Source organism: Rathayibacter sp. VKM Ac-2754 (assembly GCF_009807095.1).
Classification (GTDB): domain Bacteria; phylum Actinomycetota; class Actinomycetes; order Actinomycetales; family Microbacteriaceae; genus Rathayibacter.
In genome coordinates this window covers 180,584-199,265 of the sequence record NZ_WUCC01000006.1, presented here as the reverse complement: position 1 = coordinate 199,265, position 18,682 = coordinate 180,584, and the positions used below count along the sequence as shown (strand labels likewise).

Genomic DNA, 18,682 nt, shown 5'->3' with positions numbered 1-18,682 from the left:
TAGCCTTCCACCGCTTCCACCGGCGGACGGTGCTCGTTCCCGCGACGAAATCGGATACAGATGCTCTCCCTCGCAATAGTCACGCCCACCTACAACGAGGCCGCCAACATCGGCGAGCTCCTGCGTCGGATCGCGGCCGTCGCTGCGCTCGAGCCGGGCACGCGCATCCGCTCGGTGATCGTGGACGACTCGTCCCCCGACGGCACGGCCGAGCGGGCGCGGGTGCTGGGCGCCGAGCTCGCGACGCCGAACTTCTCGGTCGAGGTCCTCGAGCGAGCGACGAAGGAGGGCCTCGGCGCCGCGTACATCTGGGCGTTCCGGCGGATCCTCGAGGGCGAGGACGCCCCCGAGTACGTGCTCCAGATGGACGCCGATCTCTCGCACGACCCGAAGTACCTCCGCGACTTCCTGCGCGAGGTCCGGAACGGGGCCGACTTCGTCGTGGCGTCGCGGTACATCCCGGGCGGCGGGACACCCGACTGGACCTGGGACCGCAAGCTCCTCAGCCGCGGCGGCAACATCTACACCCGCCTGCTCCTGGGCTCGCGGCTGACCGACTGGACGGGCGGCTACAACCTCTTCAGCACCGAGCTGCTGCACCGGATCTCCTTCGAGACCGTCGATGCCACGGGGTACGGCTTCCAGATCGCCCTCAAGCACCGCACGCTCGCGGCGGCGAAGCGCATGCGCGAGATCCCCATCGTCTTCCTCGACCGCACGGAGGGGACCTCGAAGATCCCGGGTAACACCCTGCTGCGCAACCTGCTCCTGGTCCTGCGCATCCGCGCCGGTCGGAGCGGCGGGCGATGACCTCGACGGTCGCACCGACGGCGCGGGGGCGCTGGAACGCGATCGGCCGCGAGGCCGCGGGGCTCCTGCTCGTTCTCGCCGCCACGCTCCTGGTCCTCTGGCGGCTCTCGAGTACTCCGTGGTGGACCTATCTGCTCTCGGAGGGCGACTCGCTCGCCCTCCCGCTGCTCGTCGAGTCGGTGCAGCGGGGCGAGCCGATGCAGTGGGTCATGACGAGCCAGCTCCTGGTGTTCCCGGAGCTGCCGCTCTACCTCGTGAGCCTCGTGCTCGCCGGCGGGGGATCGGCAGGGTCGCTCGTCGCGAGCGCCTTCGTCAACGTCGCCGTAATCTACCTCGCGCTGCGCTGGCTCGCGGCGAGCGTGCTCGCCGGCCGGTCGCCGCTCCGCCGCGTCGCCGCCGCGACCGTCGCGACCGTCGTCGTGCTCCTCCTCGTCGCCACCGAGGGCCGCGGGATGATCAACGGCGGAGCGTTCGCCAGCGGGATCCTGTTCACCACCTACTACTCGGGGGTCGTGCTCGCGGGCCTCGTCGTGCTCGCCCTGATGGGCCGGGCGACGGGCGGGTTCGACCCGGCGCGTCCTCCGAGCCGCCGTCGGCTGCTCCTCTCCCTCGTGGGCATCGCCGCCGTCTCGGCGGGAACGACTCTCTCGAACCCCCTGTTCGCCCTGCAGTTCACGGCCCCGGCGGTCGCCTCGCTGCTCGTCGTGCTCGTGCTGCGGCGGATGGCCTGGCGCCGCGTGGCCGTGCTGTCGGCGGTCCTCGTCGTCTCGGCCGCGGTCGGCCTGGCGGCGCGGGGACTGCTGATCAGGTTCGTCGCCGTCGACGCCTCGACCTACCTCCACCTCGAGCGTGCCGGAACGGCGGTCGACGGCTTCATCCTGCAGATGCGCGAGGTCGGGGCCGCGCGGTCGGGCAAGCTCGAGATCCTCGTCGTCGCGTGCCTCCTCCTCGCGGCGGCGGCCACCCTGGTCGTCGCGGTCGCGGCCCAGGTGCGCCCGGAGCGGGCGCGGCAGGTGCGCGATGCGAGCGTGGTGCTCGCCATGTTCGTCCTGGTCGCCGCCGCCTCCCTCCTGATCGGCCTGATCATCACGGGGAGTCTCGTGAGCCGGTACCTGCTGCCTCTGGCGGTCTTCCCGGTGCTGATGATCGTGCCGCTGGCGGGGCTGCGCCTGCCGCGCTCCGTCGCCGAGCGGCTCAGGGCAGCGGTGGCCGGAACCGCCGTGCGGTGGGGGGCGATCGCCGGGGTCGTCGCCGTGGTCGGGATCTCGATCGCCGTCGCGCTCCCTCCGGTGCGGGCCGCCGCGGCGACCGCCGGCAGCACCGCCGACCGCGCCTGCCTCGAGAGCTGGATCGCCGGGCGCGAGGTCTCGGGCGTCGGCTCGTTCTGGAGCACGCGCGCCCTCGAGCTCTACGGGGACGAGGAGGTGGACGTGCAGCAGGTCAACTTCGACTTCAGCGTCCAGCTCTGGATGAACAACGCGGCGTCGTACCGGGACACGACCTTCAGCTACGTGCTGGCCGACCGCGATCCCGACTGGGCCGCGCTCGCGATCGCCCAGCTGGGCGAGCCGCGCGAGATCACCGCATGCCCGACCTTCGACGTCTACGACTACGCGGGCACCCCCGGGGAGGCCGTGCTCAACGAGCGGGTCGCCGCGAGCCTCGCCGCAGAGAGTGCCGCGCATGGCTTCTGAGCCCGGTGCCCGCACGAGACGCCGCCGCCGCCTCGCGCTCGAGCTCGGCTGGGCGGGCGCGGCGGCCGTCGTCAGCACCCTCGCCGCCGCGCTCGCGCTGAGGGTGACGCCCGACGTTCTCACCGAGCGCTGGCAGCTCGGCGGCGACGACCAGATCCTGCACTACCTGCTCTTCCGCAGCGCGACGCAGAGCTTCCCGTTCTCCGAGAACGGCGCGCTCGGCTTCCCCGACGGCTTCAACGCGTTCTTCACCGCGCAGTTCGACATCGCCTCCGCCCTGCTCGCCGCGGCGCTGGCGCTCGTCGTCCACGACGGCTTCGTGCTGCTCAACCTCTTCTACCTGCTGACCTTCGCGCTCGTCGCGCTCACCGGCTACGCCTTCTTCCGCTGCCTCCGCACGCCGCCGTGGACGGCGGCCCTCACAGCGATCCTCTTCAGCCTCGCTCCCTACCACTTCCTCCGGCTGGGGGCGGGCCACGCTTTCCTCGCCAACTACTGGGCGATCCCGCTGCTGGGGATCCTGGTGCTCGCGGTCGCAGGCGAGCGCACGGACCCCTTCCGTGCGTGGATCGCGCGCGGGGCGACGAGGCGCGCTCGACTGCTGCGCGGTGCGGTGCCGGTCGTCGTGCTGCCGCTCCTGATCGCGAGCTCGGGCGGCTACTACTACGTCTTCAGCCTCCTCGTGCTCGCCGGGGCGTGGCTCCTGGGGTCGCTCGCCGCGGTCGCGACCGGCGCGAGAATCCGCGAGGCCCTCGTGCGCGCGCTGCCGCTCGTCTCCCTCGGGGTGCTGGTCGGCGTCGAGCTGCTGCTGCTCGGCGGCGGGTACGGGGAGCGGTCGGAGCGCTACTTCGAGAGCCGGGGACCGGGGGAGTCGGAGACCTTCGGCGGCAAGATCCTGACGCTGTTCCTGCCGTGGCAGGGCACCCAGGTGCCCAAGATCGGCGCGCTGACGAACATGTACGAGAACGCGGCGGCCGTCGCGAAGGCCACCGAGCCGCCCGGCATGCCGCTGATCGGCATCGCCGGACTCTGCGTCCTCCTGATCGCGCTGCCCCTGGTGGGTCTGGCGGGCGGTCGCGCTCTCCGCGCCACGGCACTCGGGCGACTGGTGTCCGACGAGCGCATCCGCGTGCTGGCCGTGGCGACCCTGTGGACGCTCCTCTTCTACGTCATCACCGGATTCGGCATGGCCGTCGCCGTGTTCGCCAGCACGACCGTGCGGGCGTGGTCCCGCCTGTCCATCGTCCTCGTGCTCTTCGCGCTCGGAGCCGTGGCCGTCGTTCTGGCGCGCGTCTCGGGCCGTCGGCTGCGGGCCGTCGTCGTCGCGGCCGTGATCGCCGTCGCCGTCGCCGACCAGCTCGCGGGAGTGGCGCGGTTCGTTCCGCTCGCGCCGACCGAGGACGCGGAGATGGTCGCGCTCGTCGACCAGGTCGAGCAGGCCCTGCCGGACGACTGCGGAGTGGTGCAGCTGCCGATCAAGAGCTTCCCGGACAGCGGGCGCATCGGCGCGATGGCCGACTACGACGAGGCGCTGCCCTACCTCTACACCGAGGAGGGGCAGCTGGAGTGGAGCTACGGGTCGATCAGCGGGACCAGCGGCTTCGAGGTCTTCGGCGACGCCGACACGCCCCAGGAGTTCGCCTCGGCCGTCGAGTCGAGCGGCGCGTGCGCGATCTACGTCGACACCGCCGCCTACACGGAGCAGGTCGGCGCCTGGCAGGACGACGTGGTCGCCGCGAGCGGTTCGCTGACCCCGCTCGCCGCGTCGTCGTCCGGTCGCTGGCTGGTGTTCGCCGTCGTCCGCTGACGCGGCCGGCGATCAGCCGACCAGGAAGAGCTCGTACCGTCCGTCCTCGGAGTCGAGCGCGGGCGCGTCGGCGTCGCTGACCTCGTCGACGAGGGGCTGCCAGCCGCCGACGTCCTCGGTGTACGCGCTCAGGTCGACCAGCACCGCGCAGGCGCCCGACTCCTGGACCTCGTCGCCGAAGACGGCCGGGGTGGTCGCGTCGTTCCACTCGTCGGCGCCGCGCGTGCCCACGACGGCTCCGTAGCTCCAGCGCAGATCGTCGCGCGAGCTGTAAATGTAGGGAAGGCTCTCGTCGTAGTCGCCCATCGCTCCGATCGCCCCCGTCTCGGGGAAGTCCTTCAGCGGCAGCTGCACGATGCCGCAGTCCTCGGGGAGCGTGTCGTCCACCTCCGCCGAGAACTCCCTCAGCGCCGTGTCGGGGGCGGGTCCGAGCGGCAGGGCCGCACTCACGCCTCCGAGCTGATCGACGAGGGCGACGGCGGCGACGAGCGCCAGCACGACGATGCGGACGACGCGCTTGCGGACGAGGGACTCCAGCGCGATCGCGGCGACGCCGAGGGCGAAGAGGGAGAGCACGATCGAGAACCGCGACCAGGCGCGGATCTCGGGGGAGGCGTAGTAGGCCAGGAGCGCCCCGAGCCCTGCGGTCGTGAAGAAGAGGAGGGCCACGACGAAGGCGCCCGACATCGCGCCGACCCGCTCGTCGGAGAGGAGCGCGGGCGTCGCCTCCTCCCCGCCGCGGGTGCGGAGGCGAGGAGCGAGCAGCCTGGCGAGGACGACGACGACGATCACCACGTAGGCGATCGACACGACGACGGCGGTGCTCGCGCTCTCGGAGGTCTGCAGGATCCCCGTGGTGTCGGCGTAGTCCTGCGCCAGCGACGCGAGGGGCGCGAACCCGCTCGAGCGCGCGGGGAGCAGGAGGTCCATGATCTTCCCGCCGTAGAACTCCGACTCCTGCGGGGTCCGGCCCGCGAAGTACTTCGCGTAGCGCTCGCCGAGGTCGAGCGACAGGATGGCGAGCTGCGCGCCGATCGAGGCGAGGAGCACGCCGACGGTCACGGTCGGCCACAGCATCGACCGCCATGAGCGGGTCGCTGCGGCGACGATGACGCGGACGAACCACACCGCCCCGACGACGAGGGCGGCGAAGACGAAGTAGTAAGACTGCGTGAAGGCGGTGGCCCAGCACAGCGCGAGGATCGGGACGAGGCGCCGGGCGAGCCGCATCCGCCTGCCGGCGCCCGCTTCGATCCACTCGCCGAACGGATCGGCACGACCGCCCGCGACGACGAGCACGAGCAGCCCGAGGAGCGGGACGGCCCAGTAGTTCGCCAGGAACGGGTGCCCGAGCGCGAGCTGCACGAAGTGGTACGGCAGCACGGCGAAGACGACCGCGACCACGAACGAGGTCGAGCGGTGCAGCCGCAGACCGCGGAAGAAGAGGAACGCCGTGAAGGCCGTGCCGACGAAGGCGAGGAGGTTGTAGACGTTCAGCGCCCAGACGCCGTCGGGGAGGACGAGCGCCAGCGCCGAGACCAGGACGGCCGACCACGGATCGAAGAGCGGCGCGAAGAAGAGGTTCTGCGAGGCGGGGAAGCCGAGCTCGTCGTTGGGGAGGAACGGGAAGACCTGCGAGGCGCTGGTGAAGATGGAGTAGTGCAGGATCTGGTCGGCGCCCCCGGTCGCCCAGCGCAGCCCGAGATCGGCCGGCGAGACGCGCCACGCGAGGACGGCGAGAAGCGCACTGAGCAGCCCGGCTGCGAGGGCCAGGGCGGCCTCGATGCCGAGGAACCGCCATGGCGCGACACCGCGGATCCCGGTGGCGGCAGGAGGAGCGGACGGGGATGGCGAGGTCATGCTCGTTCTTTTCGTTCGGTTCGGAGCGGTCGGGAATCGCAGCGTCCTCAGATCCCTCCCGAAGTGGCCGGCGCGACCGACCCCATCACGGCGGCCACAACCCTAGACCATCGGTCGAGGCGGCTCCGCGCGGCACGCGTTCGACCGGTCGGGCCCCGTGCTACTGTCGTCCGGTTCTCGCACCGGCGAGCGACCGAATGCACCGGAAGGCCGAAGCACCATGAGCAGACGATTCCTCGTCGCCGGAGGGGCCGGGTTCCTCGGTTCGAACCTGACCGCCGAGATCCTGCGTCGGGGCGACTCGGTCGTCGTGCTCGACAACCTGATCACCGGCTCCACGCGGAACATCGGCGAGTTCCTCAGCCACCCGTCCTTCACCTTCGTCGAGGACGACGCCGAGAAGGCCGCCGCGATCCCCGGCCGCTTCGATGTGGTGCTGCACTTCGCGTCTCCCGCGTCGCCTCCGCGCTACCTCGCGCACCCGATCGAGACCCTGCACGCCGGCTCCTCCGTGACCGAGGCGCTTCTCGAGGTCGCCAAGCGCGACGGCGCCCGCTTCGTCGTGTCCTCCACCTCGGAGGTGTACGGCGACCCCGCCGTGCACCCGCAGACGGAGGAGTACTGGGGCAACGTGAATCCGAACGGCCCTCGCAGCGTCTACGACGAGGCCAAGCGCTACGCGGAGGCGATCACCTTCGCGTACCGCCGCTACTTCGGGGTCGACACCGGGGTCATCCGGATCTTCAACACCTACGGCCCGAACATGGACATCGACGACGGCCGCGCCGTGCCCGCGTTCGTGAAGGCGGCCCTGGCGGGGCTGCCGATCCCGATGCACGGCGACGGCACGCAGACCCGCTCCCTCCTCTACGTCGACGATCTCGTCGACGCGATCCTGCGGATGGCCGACTCCGACGACTCCGGCCCGATCAACCTCGGCAGCGTCGACGAGCTCGAGCTGGGCGAGATCGCCCGCCGCATCGTGGCGATCATCGGCAGCGACTCCGAGATCCGCTACGAGGCGCGCCCGATCGACGACCCCGAGCGGCGCAAGCCCGACATCAGCAAGGCCCGCGAGATCCTCGGCTGGGAGCCGACCGTGTCCGTCGAGGACGGCCTCGCACGGACCATCGCGTGGTTCGAGTCCACCATCGTCACCGCTGCGCCGTAGAGCGCCGCGCACCGACGACGCCGCAGCGACCACACCCGTAGAAAGAGACCCGCGACCCGTGAAGCTCTCCATCCTCATGCCCGTCTACAACGAGCAGGCGACGCTCCAGAAGGCCGTCGACCGCGTTCTCGCGATCCGGTTCCAGGAGGGCGTCGAGATCGAGTTCGTGATCGTCAACGACGGCAGCAGGGACCGCACGAAGCAGATCCTCGACGCGCTCGAGGACCCGCGGATCCGCGTGTTCCACCAGAGCGTCAACCAGGGCAAGGGCGCGGCGATCAGCCGGGCCGTGCAGGAGGCGACCGGCGATTACGTCATCATCTGCGACGCCGACGAGGAGTACCGGCCCAGCGAGATCCCGTCGCTGCTGCAGCCCGTCCTCGACGGCGACGCCGAGCTCGTCTACGGCAGCCGCACGTTCGGCAGCCACACCTCGTTCTCGTACTGGTACGTCATCGGCAACAAGGGCGTGAACCTCGTCACGAACATCCTCTTCAACGCCTACATCTCGGACGTCGAGACCTGCTTCAAGCTGATGCCGCTCGCGCTCTACCGCTCGCTGGACATCAAGGAGAAGGGCTTCGGCATGGAGGCGGAGGTCACCGCCAAGCTCCTCGCCCGCGGACACCGCCCCTACGAGGTCCCGATCAGCTACAAGGCCCGCACCCGCGAGGAGGGCAAGAAGATCACCGTCAAGGACGGCTTCGAGGCCCTCTGGATCCTCGCGAAGATCCGCGTGCGCGAGGGCTCGCGCACCCGCCCGCCGAAGACCTCCTGAGATGAGCGGAGCCGAGACGGGCGCCACCGCTCGACCGGGTCTCGTGGCCCGGGGCAAGGCCGTCTACCGCGGTCTGATCGCCTACGCCCTCAAGTTCGGGGTGGTCGGCGTCCTCGGGCTCGTCGTCGACATCACGGTCTTCAACCTGCTGCGCCTCAGCGGCGAGCATCTCCTCTCGGGTCCGATCGGCGCCAAGGTCGTGGCCGTGGCGGCGGCGACGGTGGTGACCTGGTTCGGCAACCGCTACTGGACCTTCCGGGAGCACCGGCGCTCGAACTACCTGCTCGAGCTCGCCGAGTTCGCGACCGTCGCCGTCGCCGGCATGGCGGTCAACCTGCTCCCGCTCTACATCTCGCACTACGTCCTGGGCTTCGACAACCTCGTCGCCGACAACATCTCGGCGAACGTCATCGGGCTCGGTCTCGCGACCGGCTTCCGCTTCGTGCTCTACCGCTACTGGGTCTTCGGGCACCACCGCTCGGGCGGGGTCGTCGAGGCGCGGGAGGCCGAGATCGCCGCGGCGGCGATCTTCGAGGACGACGTGGCGGCGGTCAACGACACGGCGCCGATCCGCCGCCCGGAGTGACGCGACCGGGCACCGCCCGCACCTCCGATTAGAATGTCGGGGTGACAGACGTGAGCGGTGACCCGCGCCTTCGAGCGGGCGATGAGAAGCCAGAAGCCGGTTCCGCGGAGGTCGTCCCCGAGACGGCCGGCGCCCCCGCCCGCACGAGTGCCCGGGTCGAGACCCTCGAGGAGCTCCGGGCCGAGCGCGACGCCCTCCTCAACGATCCGCTCGATGCGTGGCTCAAGCACATGCACGTCGGCGGAGTCGTCGCCTCGGCACCGTTCGAGCAGACGCTCTCGTGGCGCGTGACGAAGCCCCTCCGCGCCGTCCGACTCTTCCAGATCCGCGCCACGCAGCTCGGTCTCCGCGGGGCGATGGGCCACACGGCCCGCTACGCCCAGCGCCGGTTCGGGCGCCGCGGATGAGCAGCACCGACGATCTCGACGCCCCCCTCCGCCGCGCGCTGCTGACCGAGCGCCTCGAGCAGCTCGCGCCCTTCCTCCTGCGGCCCGACGAGATCGAGGCCCTCGCGGGTCGCGGCCCCGGCCCCCTGCTCGACGCGATCGCGCGCCGCACCAAGGAGCGCGCCTCCGACGACCTGACCTGGCTGGCCCTCACGTCGTTCCTCGCGGTCTTCCCGGTCGAGCACTTCTTCCTCTGGTTCCGCCGCTCGCTCGAGTTCTGCGAGCCGCACGAGGCCCTGCGGGTCTTCCTGTCGGCCGGTGCGCGCGCCTCCACCGGCTACGCAGACCTCGGGTCGCGGCTCGAGATCGTCACCGACGCGGTCATCGCCGATGTCGACTTCTGCGCCCGTCACGCGCACCAGACCGGCATCCAGCGGGTCGTCCGCAACACGATGCGCCGCTGGCACGGCCGGCACGAGGTCACCCCGATCGCCTGGGTCAACGGATCGATGGCGATGCGGCGCCTCAGCGAGATCGAGCTCTCGCGCGTCATCGACTACGAGAACATCCGGTCGGAGCCGTGGCGCGACGGCGACCCCGAGGAGGTCCGCTTCGTCGTGCCCTTCCGCTCGACCGTGCTCATCCCCGAGGTCCCCGGCCTCAACCTCTGCGCGCCCTACGCGTCGCTCGCGGCGTACTCGGGCAACCGTGTCGGGCTGATCGGCTACGACGCGATCCCGGTCGTGAGCGCCGACACCGTCCCGGGCATCGAGACCGCGCGCTTCGTCAACTACCTCTCGATCGTCAAGCACGCGAGCCACGTCGCGGGCATCAGCGAGTCGGCCTCCGACGAGTTCCGCGGCTTCGTGGACGCGCTGCCCGCACAGGGCCTCACCGGTCCGCAGGTCGACACCGTCGCGCTCCCGGTCGACCGCCCGAACCTCGTGGACGCCTCGATCGCGCCCTCCACGGTCGGTCCGCTCGTCCTCTCGGTGGGCAGCACCGAGCCCCGCAAGAACCACCTCGCCGTGCTGCACGCCGCCGAGCGGCTCTGGCGCGAGGGGCACGTCTTCACGCTGCGCTTCATCGGCAACGGCAACGACTGGTCGACCAGGGTCTTCGACGTGCGGATCCGCGAGGCCCAGCAGGCGGGCCGCTCGGTGGAGCTGTGGCGCGGGGCGAGCGACGAGAAGCTCGTCGCGTCCTACGAGAACGCGCGGTTCCTCGCCTTCCCCTCCACGCACGAGGGCTACGGCCTCCCCGTCGCGGAGGCGCTCGCGCTGGGCGTGCCCGCACTGACCTCGAGCATCGGCTCGCTGGCCGAGATCGCGGCCGACGGCGGCTGCGTCACCGTGGATCCCGGCGATGACGACGCGATCCACGAGGCCATGCGCGAGATGCTCGAGTCCGACGTGCTGATCGACCGGCTCCGCGGAGAGGCGCTCGCGCGCCCGCGGCGGACGTGGGACGACTACGCGGAAGACCTGTGGGGCGTCCTGGTGGGCGCCGACGAGAACGAGGGAGCGCCCCGTGCGTAAGTCCGTGGCGATCGACCGCATGAGCGTGCTGCTCGAGACCCTCGCGCCCGAGCTCGCGCCCGACGCCGAGGTCGACGGCCTGGTGCGCCAGCTCGCCGGCGTCCTCGTGGCGCCGTCCACGGAGGAGGTCTGGCTGACCCTCTCGGTGCTCACCGGCGCTCTGCCGCTGCGCGACGACGTGGTCGACGCGGTGCGGCTCGTCCGCCTCGACGGGGCGACCGCGCTGCTGCGCTCGCTCCTGCGCGAGCGGGCGAACGGGTTCATCCTCAACCGGCTGCAGATGCCGCGCGTCCGCGTGGTCACGGCCGCCGTCGTCGTGGATGTGCACCACACGGCGCGCACCGGTCTCGCGACCGGCATCCAGCGGGTCGTCCGCAAGTCGATCGCCGAGTGGACCAAGCAGCACCAGATGGTGCTCGTCGGCTGGGACAGTGCCGACCGCACGCTCCGCGAGCTCGATCCTCCGCTGCGCCGCAACGCCCTCTACGGCACCGTGCCCGACGCGAAGGCCGACCCCTCGAGCGACATCCTGGTGCCGTGGCGCTCGCGATACGTCCTCCCCGAGCTCGCGACGGAGGACGAGCGCACCTCGCGGATCGCGGCGATGGCCGAGTTCAGCGGCAACGCCACCTCGACGATCGGGTTCGACTGCGTGCCCCTGACCACGGCCGAGACGGCCCACATCGGCATGAGCGCCGCGTTCTCGCGGACCCTCGTCGCCGTGAGCCACATGGACCGCGTCGCCACGATCTCGGAGGCTGCGGCCGTGGAGTACCGCGGCTGGCGCGAGATGCTGGCCGGAGTGGGGCGGAAGGGTCCGGACATCGAGCCGATCCTCCTGCCGTCCGAGGCCGGAGTCGTCGACGCGGCGGCCCTCGCCCGGGCGAAGGAGAAGCTCGTCACGGGAGACCTCCCGCTGGTCGTCTGCGTCGGCAGCCACGAGCCGCGCAAGAACCACCTCGCCGTGCTGCACGCCGCCGAGCTGCTCTGGCGCGAGGGGCACGAGTTCAGCCTCGTCTTCATCGGCGGCAACGCCTGGAACAGCGAGGGCTTCGACGCCCAGCTCGCTCGGCTGCAGGCCGAGGAGCGCGAGGTGTCCTCCTTCTCGGCGATCACCGACGAGCTCCTCTGGAGCGCCTACCGGCTCGCCCGGTTCACGGTCTTCCCCTCGCTCAACGAGGGATTCGGGCTGCCGGTCGCGGAGTCGCTGGCCGTCGGCACGCCCGTCCTGACGGCGCAGTACGGCAGCATGGCCGAGATCGCCTCGCAGGGCGGAGCGGTCACGGTCGACTCGCGCGACGACCACGACATCGCGCGGGGGATGCGCGAGCTGCTCACCGACGACGAGCTGCTGGCGCGTCTGCAGACGGAGGCGTCTTCGCGCGACAACTCCTCGTGGGCCGAGTACGCCGCCACGCTCTGGGACTTCGTCGCCGCCGAACGCTAGGCGGCGTCGTCACCAGGCGAGACGCGTGTTTCCCGAGTCGGAATTCTCCTCGGCGGTGCTCGGCGCTGGTGCCAGGTCACTCCGCACGGGTGGATTGTGCTCCCGAGCCGTTTCGCCGGTCTGATTCGACTCATCGACGGCGAACCCCTCGGCCACATCGGCCGCGGTGCCTTCTCTGCTCGTCGCGCCTACACCCTCACCTCGACGGTCGTCCCTCTGCCCAGTCGGTTGTGGTTGCATCGCCGGATCTGGGTCCCCTCGGCTTTCAGCGTCGGCGCTACTCGATGTCTTCGCCACTGGACCGCGCGGAGGTGAAGCCTCACCGTCCGATGCTCTCTGTGTCGGCTTCGCTTTGACTGTCGCGGTCTGGACCGCCTGGCTCCCGAAGTAGAAGGCGGCGATAGCGACGACGAGCGTTCCCAGCGTGGTCTGGAGTTGCTGAGACATTTGGAGCGATGGGGAGTCTCCGCCGTCGAGGACGACAGTGACCAGGCGGCCGCCATCCTCGTCGAGGCCGGATCCCTCCTCTAAGAGAGTCCTGGAGACCACTTCCTGGGCAGGATACTGGTCTGCCTGCTCTTGCGTGATGCCCTCTATCCTGCGCACGTCACGGCGGTCGGCGTTGGCGATCAGAAAGACTGACACGACCGCGAATATAACCAGGAGGAGTAGGGCGATGATCGCGCGAATGCTTCCCTCCGGTAGACCCATGGCGTGGTTTCGATTCGCCAAATCGAGCCGGCTGAAGATGATGGCTGCGGACGCGAGCGCAAGGATCAGCACCATCGCAGACGCGATGACGAGGATCGGCAGCGCGATCTCGGCAAGGAAGACCCCTTGGCGGTTGAGGAACCAGAGGGTGAAAGCGAGGGTGGCTATCACGACGAAGAATCCGAAGATGAGAGACCAGACCACGCGAGCGGCACTGCGAACCTGCTTCTGACCGGCTCGCCAGGGTCGATACGCCGGATCGCGTCGTTCGCGCAGGGAGCCGTGGTCTTCCTGGGAAGAAGATGCACCAGTAGATCCCACCACCATGACCCCGCTCCTCACGCCGTCGTGATGGCGCAACGCTACGACCTCTGCTCTCCTGCGTCCAGGAACACGAATCGGCCATGACACTTTCCGCCTGAACCGCCGCGTCGGCACAGGCTCACGCGGCGAGCTCCTCCGCAGTCCGGACGAGAACCTCTGCAGCGTCGGTCCACGGGCGAATGCGCCCGGGATCTACCCGCCGAGGGGCCGCCATTGCGATTTCAAGGGCCTGGACGAGTTCGTCCTGCCGCTCGGGATCAACGAAGACGGCGGCGTCCTCGTGGCCGGCGAGGGCGTCGCGAATTCCCGGGACGTCAGAGGCGATGACCGGCGTACCTGATGCCACGGCCTCGAGAGCCGGCAGTCCGAACCCCTCGTGGTGCGAGACGAGGACGAGAGCTTCAGCCCCCGAGATCAGGGCCGGCAGCACCTCGGCCGGAATCGGCCGTGTGACGATCCGCACATCGGCGCCCGCCTCCGTCGCACTGCGGACTTCCGCAACGATCTCCCCGTCGTCCCACCCGGTCGCACCCACCAGCAAAAGGGTGTGCCCGACCGGTCGGTCGGCGGCAGCGTAGGAACGGATGAGTAGCGGCAGATTCTTCCGGGGCTCGCGCGCTCCGACGAACAGCAGATATCGGTCGACCTGCAGCTCGCCAGCGACGGCGCGCTCCTCCTCGCGGGGACGCGGTCGGAAGACACCGGAGTCGACGGTCGTGGGGAGGACTCGGATCCGGTCGGCGCCGACGCCGAGGAGCTGCTCGATCTCGCGCGCCGCCGACGGCGTTCCCGTCGCCACCAGGCTCGTGCGCCGCAGCCATCCCGGCACGTGGGCGCGGAGGAAGCGGCGCCGCTCCTCCGGGACCATCGCCGGCTGCGCGGCGAAGCAGACGTCGTGCACGAAGGTGATCGACGGGCTGAGCGTCCGCCAGTTGCGGAAGTTCGGGAAGAAGTAGACGCCCCGGCCGATCAGCACGTCGATCGGGAGCGGGGTGCGGGTCAGCAGCCCGAAGACGCGGCGGGGGAGCGGCACCCCGCGCACCCGGACGCCGTCGGGGGCGCGGCGCGCGACGGCGGCCCGCTCCGAGAACGGCGCGAAGAGCGTCGTCTCGACCCGGCCGGCGAAGCGCGGGTCGGCGAGCGCGCGCACGGTCTCGAGAAGGACGACTCCGACCCCGGTCAGCGCCTCCGCCGCGAGCGGTGTCGCATCGACGCGGAGGCGGACGCGACGGCTCACGCCCGGGTGACCCCGCCCACGGTCGCCGAGGCGGCCACGCTGACGAGACCGACCCGCTTGTCGCTCCGCTCGACCGTGAAGCGCGCGCCGACGGGCACGCGGGTGAATTCGCCGTTGCCGAGGGTCGACGCCGAGGCGTGCACCGCGTAGGTCCCGCCGCCGAAGCGGATGTCGGGGAGGTGGAACGCGACGGTGGTCTCCTCCGTGAGCGGAGGGTGCTCGAAGCCGAGCCGCATGGTGTTGGTGCCGAAGACGATCTGCCCCATCGGGGTGTCGACGCCCATGCCCAGGAACCAGTTCTCGAGCGGCGTCGAGCTGAGCGGCCGCAGGGTCACGCGGACCTCGAGGTCGTCGCCCGGGCGGAGCGTGCGGTTGCCGTCCTCGACGGTGCCGCCGTCGAGCTCGATGCTCACGATCTCGGCGGGCTGGATCTGCTCGACCTCCTCGCCGGACTCCTCCGCCTCGACGATCGCCTCAGCGGTCTCGCGCTCGACGCGCTCCTGGCGGGAGGACTCGAAGCCGTTGCGGAGCACCTCGAGGCCCCGGGCGGTCTCGCCGTCGTAGATCACGTGGCCGTGCTCGAGGACGATGGCCCGGTCGCAGAGCTCGCCGACCTGCTCGAGCGAGTGGGTGACGAGGACGATGGTCTTGCCGGCGCGCTGGAAGGCGCGGATGCGGTCCATGCACTTGCGCTGGAAGGGCTCGTCACCCACCGCGAGGACCTCGTCGACGAGGAGCAGGTCGGGGTCGGTGTGGATCGCGATCGCGAAGGCGAGCCGTACGTACATGCCGGAGGAGTAGAACTTCACCTGGGTGTCGATGAAGTCGGCGATCTCGGAGAAGTCGACGATCGAGTCGAACTTCTCCTCGAGCTCCTTGCGGGAGAGCCCGAGGATCGCGCCGTTCAGGAAGACGTTCTCGCGGCCGGTGAGGTCGGGGTGGAAGCCCGCGCCGAGCTCGAGGAGCGCCGCGAGGCGGCCCCGACGCTCGACGATGCCGGTGGTCGGCTGGATGATGCCGCCGATGAGCTTCAGCAGCGTGCTCTTGCCCGAGCCGTTCGCGCCGATCAGGCCGACCGTCGAGCCGAGCGGGATCTCGATGTCGATGTCGCGCAGCGCCCAGAAGTCGTCGCGGTGCTGCTTGCCGCGGCCGAAGTTGACGACGCGCTCCTTGAGGCTCTTGTCCTTGCGGATCACGAAGCGCTTGGAGGCGTTCTGCACGCGGATGATGGTCGGCATCGCCGCCGCAGCGGGGAGGCCGATCTCGGTCTCGAGGGTCATGGGGTCAGATCTCCTGGGCGAAGTTGCCCTCGAGGCGGCGGAAGATGCGGTGGGAGACCCACACCAGCACCAGCCCCACGAGGAAGACGATGAGCAGGTGGAGGGCCATGTCGGCCGGCCACGGCTGCCCGGCGACGGCGCGGAAGGTGCCGTCGGTCTGCTCGACCTGCGTCTCGCGCGAACCCGGTCCCCAGATGGCGCGCTGGAAGGCGAGCATGGCGTTGGTCATCGGGTTCAGCAGGTAGATCTGCTCGAGCCACGGCGGCACCGTCTCGACGACGAACGACCAGGCGTACGTGATCGGCGAGAGCCAGAAGAAGATGAGCAGGCCGACCTCGACGAGGAACTGGATGTCGCGCAGGTAGACGTTGAGCGCCGACAGCGCGAGAGCGAGCGCCAGCCCGTAGACGAGCGTGACCGCGAGGGCCGGGAAGATGAAGAGCAGCTGCCAGCTGAACTCGAACGCGCCGAGGGCTATGGCGCCGACGATCAGCACCAGGAACTGCACCGCGAAGTTGAACAGGGCAGCGCCGATCGTGGCGACGGGGAAGATCTCGCGCGGGAGGTAGACCTTCTTGATCAGTCCGGCGTTCGCGAGGATCGAGGTGGTGCCGGTGGCGACGATCTCGCTGAAGAGGTTCCACAGCGTGAGTCCGCAGAAGACGAAGATCGCGAACACCGGGATCCCGCGGGCGGCGCCGAGGAACTGGCCGATCGCGACGTAGTAGATCATCAGCATCACGAGCGGGCGGATGAGCGTCCAGACGAAGCCGAGGCTCGAGTCCTTGTAGCGGGCCTTGAGCTCGCGGTTGACGAGGAGCTTGAGGAGCTCGCGGTGCTTGAAGATGTCGACGAGGGACGAGACGAAGCCGCTCTTGCGCCCGACGCCCGGCTGCGTGCCGCTCTGGTGGAAGGGCTCGCGATCGATCGCGTCGACGCGGTCAGCCGCGCGCGTGATCGTCGAATTCCTGGTGCTCATCGGTCTCCCAGCCATAGCACTGCCGTGGCGGCAGCCAGATCATTGTACGTACCCTCCCCGGAGCACCGCCGTGGCGGCACGGGAGGGAGCGTGTGCGGCGTCAGCGTGCTCGGCGGGCGAGCTCGAGGTCGTTCTCGACCATCCTCGCGACGATGTCCTCGAAGCCGACGGTCGGCGCCCAGCCCAGGGCCTCGCGGGCCTTGGAGGCGTCTCCGCGCATCTCGGGGGCGTCGACCGGGCGGGCGAAGCGCGGGTCGATGACGACGCGGTCCTCCCACTCGTCGATGCCGGCGGCCGCGAAGGCGGCGCCGACGAACTCGCGGACCGAGTGCGCGACCCCGGTGGCGACGACGTAGTCGTCGGCGCTCTCGGCGCGCGAGGCGCGGAGCAGGGCGTCGACGTAGTCGGGCGCCCAGCCCCAGTCCCGGCGGGCGTCGAGGTTCCCCAGCGAGAGCTCCTCGGCCGCGCCGACGGCGATGGCCGCGACTCCGGCCGTGATCTTGCGGGTGACGAAGCTCTCGGGCCGGCGGGGCGACTCGTGGTTGTACAGGATCGCGGAGGACGCGTGCAGGCCCCGGCCGCGGTAGACACCGACGAGGTGGTGCGCGAACGCCTTGGCCGCGCCGTAGGGCGAGACCGGGCGGATCGGGGTCGACTCCGTCTGCGGGTTCTCGGTGGCGGCGCCGAAGATCTCGGAGGAGGAGGCCTGCACGAAGCGGACCTCGCGGCCCGACGACTCCTGCAGCGCCATCGCGGCCTCGAGCAGCGCCGCAACGGCGGTGCCGGTGACCTCGGCGGTGAGGACCGGCTCCTGCCAGGACTGCGCGACGGAGGAGATGCCGGCGAGGTGGAACACCGCGTCCGGCGCCGCCGCCGCCACGGCGCGGCCGAGACCGGCCGCGTCGCGGAGGTCGCCCTCGAAGGGACGGACGGCGGAGGGGAGCGACGAGTCGTCCCCTCCGCGCACGAGGGCTGCGACGTCCCAGCCGTCCGCGAGCAGGCGCTCGACGAGGTAGCCCCCGTCCTGCCCGCTCGCCCCGGTGACGAAGGCGACCGGCACGGCGACTACCTGTTCAGCTGGGTCTGCTCGGCGAGGTCGTTCTCGACCATCATCGCGACCAGCTCGGGGAAGGAGACCTTGGGCTCCCAGCCGAGGACGGTGCGGGCCTTCGCCGGGTCGCCGATGAGCAGGTCGACCTCGGCGGGACGCATGAACGCGGGGTTCTGCGTGACGTAGGGGGTCCAGTCCTCGATGCCGACGTGCCGGAAGGCGATGTCGAGGTACTCGCGGATCTCGTGCGTCTCCCCGGTCGCGACGACGTAGTCGTCACCCTCGGGCTGCTGCAGCATGCGCCACATCGCATCGACGTAGTCGCCGGCGAAGCCCCAGTCGCGCTTCGCGTCGAGGTTGCCGAGCTCCAGGGTCTCCTGCAGGCCGAGCTTGATGCGGGCGACCGCGAGGCTGATCTTGCGGGTGACGAACTCCGGGCCGCGGCGGGGGGACTCGTGGTTGAAGAGGATGCCCGAGGAGGCGTGCATGTCGTACGACTCGCGGTAGTTGATGGTCATGTAGTGACCGAAGACCTTCGCGACGCCGTAGGGCGAGCGCGGCCAGAGGAGGGTCTCCTCGCTCTGGGGGACCTGCTGCACCTTGCCGAACATCTCGGACGAGGAGGCCTGGTAGAACTTCACGCGCGACATGTCGGAGCCGGCGTAGAGGCGCGTGGCCTCGAGGATGTTCAGGACGCCCTTGCCGGTGACGTCGGTGGTGAGCGACGCGTTCTCCCACGAGTAGGCGACGAACGAGATCGCGCCGAGGTTGTAGACCTCGTCGGGCTGGGCCACGGCGAGCACGCGGACGAGGCTCGAGACGTCGGTCAGGTCGCCCGTGAGCAGCGTGACCTCGGGGACGGTGCGGCGGACGAGCTCGTACTTGGGGTTGTTCTGCCCGCGCACCAGGCCGAAGACCTCGTAGCCCTTCGAGACGAGCAGTTCGGCGAGGTACAGGCCGTCCTGGCCGGTGATTCCGGTGATCAAAGCGCGGGGCACGTGGTGGTCCGTTTCGTCGTGGGTC

Annotated in this window: 16 protein-coding genes; 9 read left to right on the top strand and 7 right to left on the bottom strand. The window is 70.5% G+C overall.

What is annotated here, in order from left to right:
* Positions 1 to 60 precede the first annotated feature (60 nt).
* From GRS92_RS12185 to GRS92_RS12175, 3 genes are read left to right on the top strand one after another with little or no spacing between them, the layout of a single operon-like run.
* Positions 61 to 810, top strand: a complete 750-nt coding sequence (locus GRS92_RS12185) for a polyprenol monophosphomannose synthase (protein ID WP_159856684.1) — start codon at positions 61 to 63, stop codon at positions 808 to 810.
* Complete coding sequence (locus GRS92_RS12180) at positions 807 to 2,504, top strand: hypothetical protein (RefSeq protein ID WP_159856682.1); 1,698 nt, start codon at positions 807 to 809, stop codon at positions 2,502 to 2,504. Before GRS92_RS12185 ends, GRS92_RS12180 begins: the two co-directional genes overlap by 4 nt.
* Entirely contained in the window at positions 2,494 to 4,311 is a 1,818-nt protein-coding gene (locus tag GRS92_RS12175; RefSeq protein WP_159856680.1) for a hypothetical protein, read from the top strand. Before GRS92_RS12180 ends, GRS92_RS12175 begins: the two co-directional genes overlap by 11 nt.
* Positions 4,312 to 4,323: 12 nt before the next feature.
* On the opposite strand, the gene GRS92_RS12170 is transcribed toward GRS92_RS12175, so the two are convergent.
* Positions 4,324 to 6,171, bottom strand: a complete 1,848-nt coding sequence (locus GRS92_RS12170) for a hypothetical protein (protein ID WP_159856678.1) — start codon at positions 6,169 to 6,171, stop codon at positions 4,324 to 4,326.
* A 220-nt stretch (positions 6,172 to 6,391) separates the two neighbouring features.
* On the opposite strand from GRS92_RS12170, the gene GRS92_RS12165 reads away from it, so the two are divergent.
* Genes GRS92_RS12165 through GRS92_RS12140 form a run of 6 tightly spaced genes read left to right on the top strand, consistent with a single transcriptional unit; the run spans position 6,392 to position 12,077 of the window.
* Positions 6,392 to 7,342, top strand: a complete 951-nt coding sequence (locus GRS92_RS12165) for an NAD-dependent epimerase/dehydratase family protein (protein WP_159856676.1) — start codon at positions 6,392 to 6,394, stop codon at positions 7,340 to 7,342.
* A 58-nt stretch (positions 7,343 to 7,400) separates the two neighbouring features.
* Entirely contained in the window at positions 7,401 to 8,120 is a 720-nt protein-coding gene (locus GRS92_RS12160) for a glycosyltransferase family 2 protein (RefSeq protein WP_159856674.1), read from the top strand.
* A gap of 1 nt (position 8,121) precedes the next feature.
* Positions 8,122 to 8,706, top strand: a complete 585-nt coding sequence (locus GRS92_RS12155; protein WP_159856672.1) for a GtrA family protein — start codon at positions 8,122 to 8,124, stop codon at positions 8,704 to 8,706.
* 41 nt (positions 8,707 to 8,747) lie between these two features.
* Positions 8,748 to 9,113, top strand: a complete 366-nt coding sequence (locus GRS92_RS12150) for a hypothetical protein (protein ID WP_159856670.1) — start codon at positions 8,748 to 8,750, stop codon at positions 9,111 to 9,113.
* Positions 9,110 to 10,630, top strand: a complete 1,521-nt coding sequence (locus GRS92_RS12145) for a glycosyltransferase family 4 protein (RefSeq protein WP_159856668.1) — start codon at positions 9,110 to 9,112, stop codon at positions 10,628 to 10,630. Before GRS92_RS12150 ends, GRS92_RS12145 begins: the two co-directional genes overlap by 4 nt.
* Positions 10,623 to 12,077: a glycosyltransferase gene (locus GRS92_RS12140; RefSeq protein ID WP_159856666.1), complete on the top strand. Its 1,455-nt coding sequence runs from the start codon at positions 10,623 to 10,625 to the stop codon at positions 12,075 to 12,077. Before GRS92_RS12145 ends, GRS92_RS12140 begins: the two co-directional genes overlap by 8 nt.
* Positions 12,078 to 12,086: 9 nt before the next feature.
* On the opposite strand, the gene GRS92_RS12135 is transcribed toward GRS92_RS12140, so the two are convergent.
* The 6 genes from GRS92_RS12135 to GRS92_RS12110 all read right to left on the bottom strand — a co-directional run bounded on the left by GRS92_RS12135 (position 12,087) and on the right by GRS92_RS12110 (position 18,657).
* Positions 12,087 to 12,992: a hypothetical protein gene (locus GRS92_RS12135; protein ID WP_159856664.1), complete on the bottom strand. Its 906-nt coding sequence runs from the start codon at positions 12,990 to 12,992 to the stop codon at positions 12,087 to 12,089.
* A gap of 238 nt (positions 12,993 to 13,230) precedes the next feature.
* Positions 13,231 to 14,349, bottom strand: coding sequence for a glycosyltransferase family 4 protein (locus tag GRS92_RS12130; RefSeq protein ID WP_159856662.1), 1,119 nt, complete (start codon positions 14,347 to 14,349; stop codon positions 13,231 to 13,233).
* On the bottom strand, positions 14,346 to 15,629 hold the full coding sequence (locus GRS92_RS12125) for an ABC transporter ATP-binding protein (RefSeq protein WP_235021988.1): 1,284 nt from the start codon (positions 15,627 to 15,629) through the stop codon (positions 14,346 to 14,348). The genes GRS92_RS12130 and GRS92_RS12125 overlap by 4 nt, the downstream gene beginning before the upstream one ends.
* A gap of 4 nt (positions 15,630 to 15,633) precedes the next feature.
* Positions 15,634 to 16,608, bottom strand: a complete 975-nt coding sequence (locus GRS92_RS12120; RefSeq protein ID WP_159856660.1) for an ABC transporter permease — start codon at positions 16,606 to 16,608, stop codon at positions 15,634 to 15,636.
* 100 nt (positions 16,609 to 16,708) lie between these two features.
* Positions 16,709 to 17,668: a GDP-mannose 4,6-dehydratase gene (locus tag GRS92_RS12115; RefSeq protein WP_159856658.1), complete on the bottom strand. Its 960-nt coding sequence runs from the start codon at positions 17,666 to 17,668 to the stop codon at positions 16,709 to 16,711.
* Between the two features lie 5 nt (positions 17,669 to 17,673).
* The gene (locus tag GRS92_RS12110; RefSeq protein ID WP_159856656.1) at positions 17,674 to 18,657 is read right to left on the bottom strand and encodes a GDP-mannose 4,6-dehydratase; all 984 of its coding nucleotides are present in this window, start codon (positions 18,655 to 18,657) and stop codon (positions 17,674 to 17,676) included.
* Positions 18,658 to 18,682: the final 25 nt, after the last annotated feature.

What these genes read in the sequence shown, in the direction of transcription:
- GRS92_RS12155 (WP_159856672.1), top strand. Translation starts at nt 8,122, where the DNA reads ATGAGCGGAGCCGAGACGGGCGCCACCGCTCGACCGGGTCTCGTGGCC.
- GRS92_RS12175 (WP_159856680.1), top strand. Translation starts at nt 2,494, where the DNA reads ATGGCTTCTGAGCCCGGTGCCCGCACGAGACGCCGCCGCCGCCTCGCG.
- GRS92_RS12180 (WP_159856682.1), top strand. Translation starts at nt 807, where the DNA reads ATGACCTCGACGGTCGCACCGACGGCGCGGGGGCGCTGGAACGCGATC.
- GRS92_RS12185 (WP_159856684.1), top strand. Translation starts at nt 61, where the DNA reads ATGCTCTCCCTCGCAATAGTCACGCCCACCTACAACGAGGCCGCCAAC.
- GRS92_RS12165 (WP_159856676.1), top strand. Translation starts at nt 6,392, where the DNA reads ATGAGCAGACGATTCCTCGTCGCCGGAGGGGCCGGGTTCCTCGGTTCG.
- GRS92_RS12170 (WP_159856678.1), bottom strand. Translation starts at nt 6,171, where the DNA reads ATGACCTCGCCATCCCCGTCCGCTCCTCCTGCCGCCACCGGGATCCGC.
- GRS92_RS12125 (WP_235021988.1), bottom strand. Translation starts at nt 15,629, where the DNA reads ATGACCCTCGAGACCGAGATCGGCCTCCCCGCTGCGGCGGCGATGCCG.
- GRS92_RS12145 (WP_159856668.1), top strand. Translation starts at nt 9,110, where the DNA reads ATGAGCAGCACCGACGATCTCGACGCCCCCCTCCGCCGCGCGCTGCTG.
- GRS92_RS12120 (WP_159856660.1), bottom strand. Translation starts at nt 16,608, where the DNA reads ATGAGCACCAGGAATTCGACGATCACGCGCGCGGCTGACCGCGTCGAC.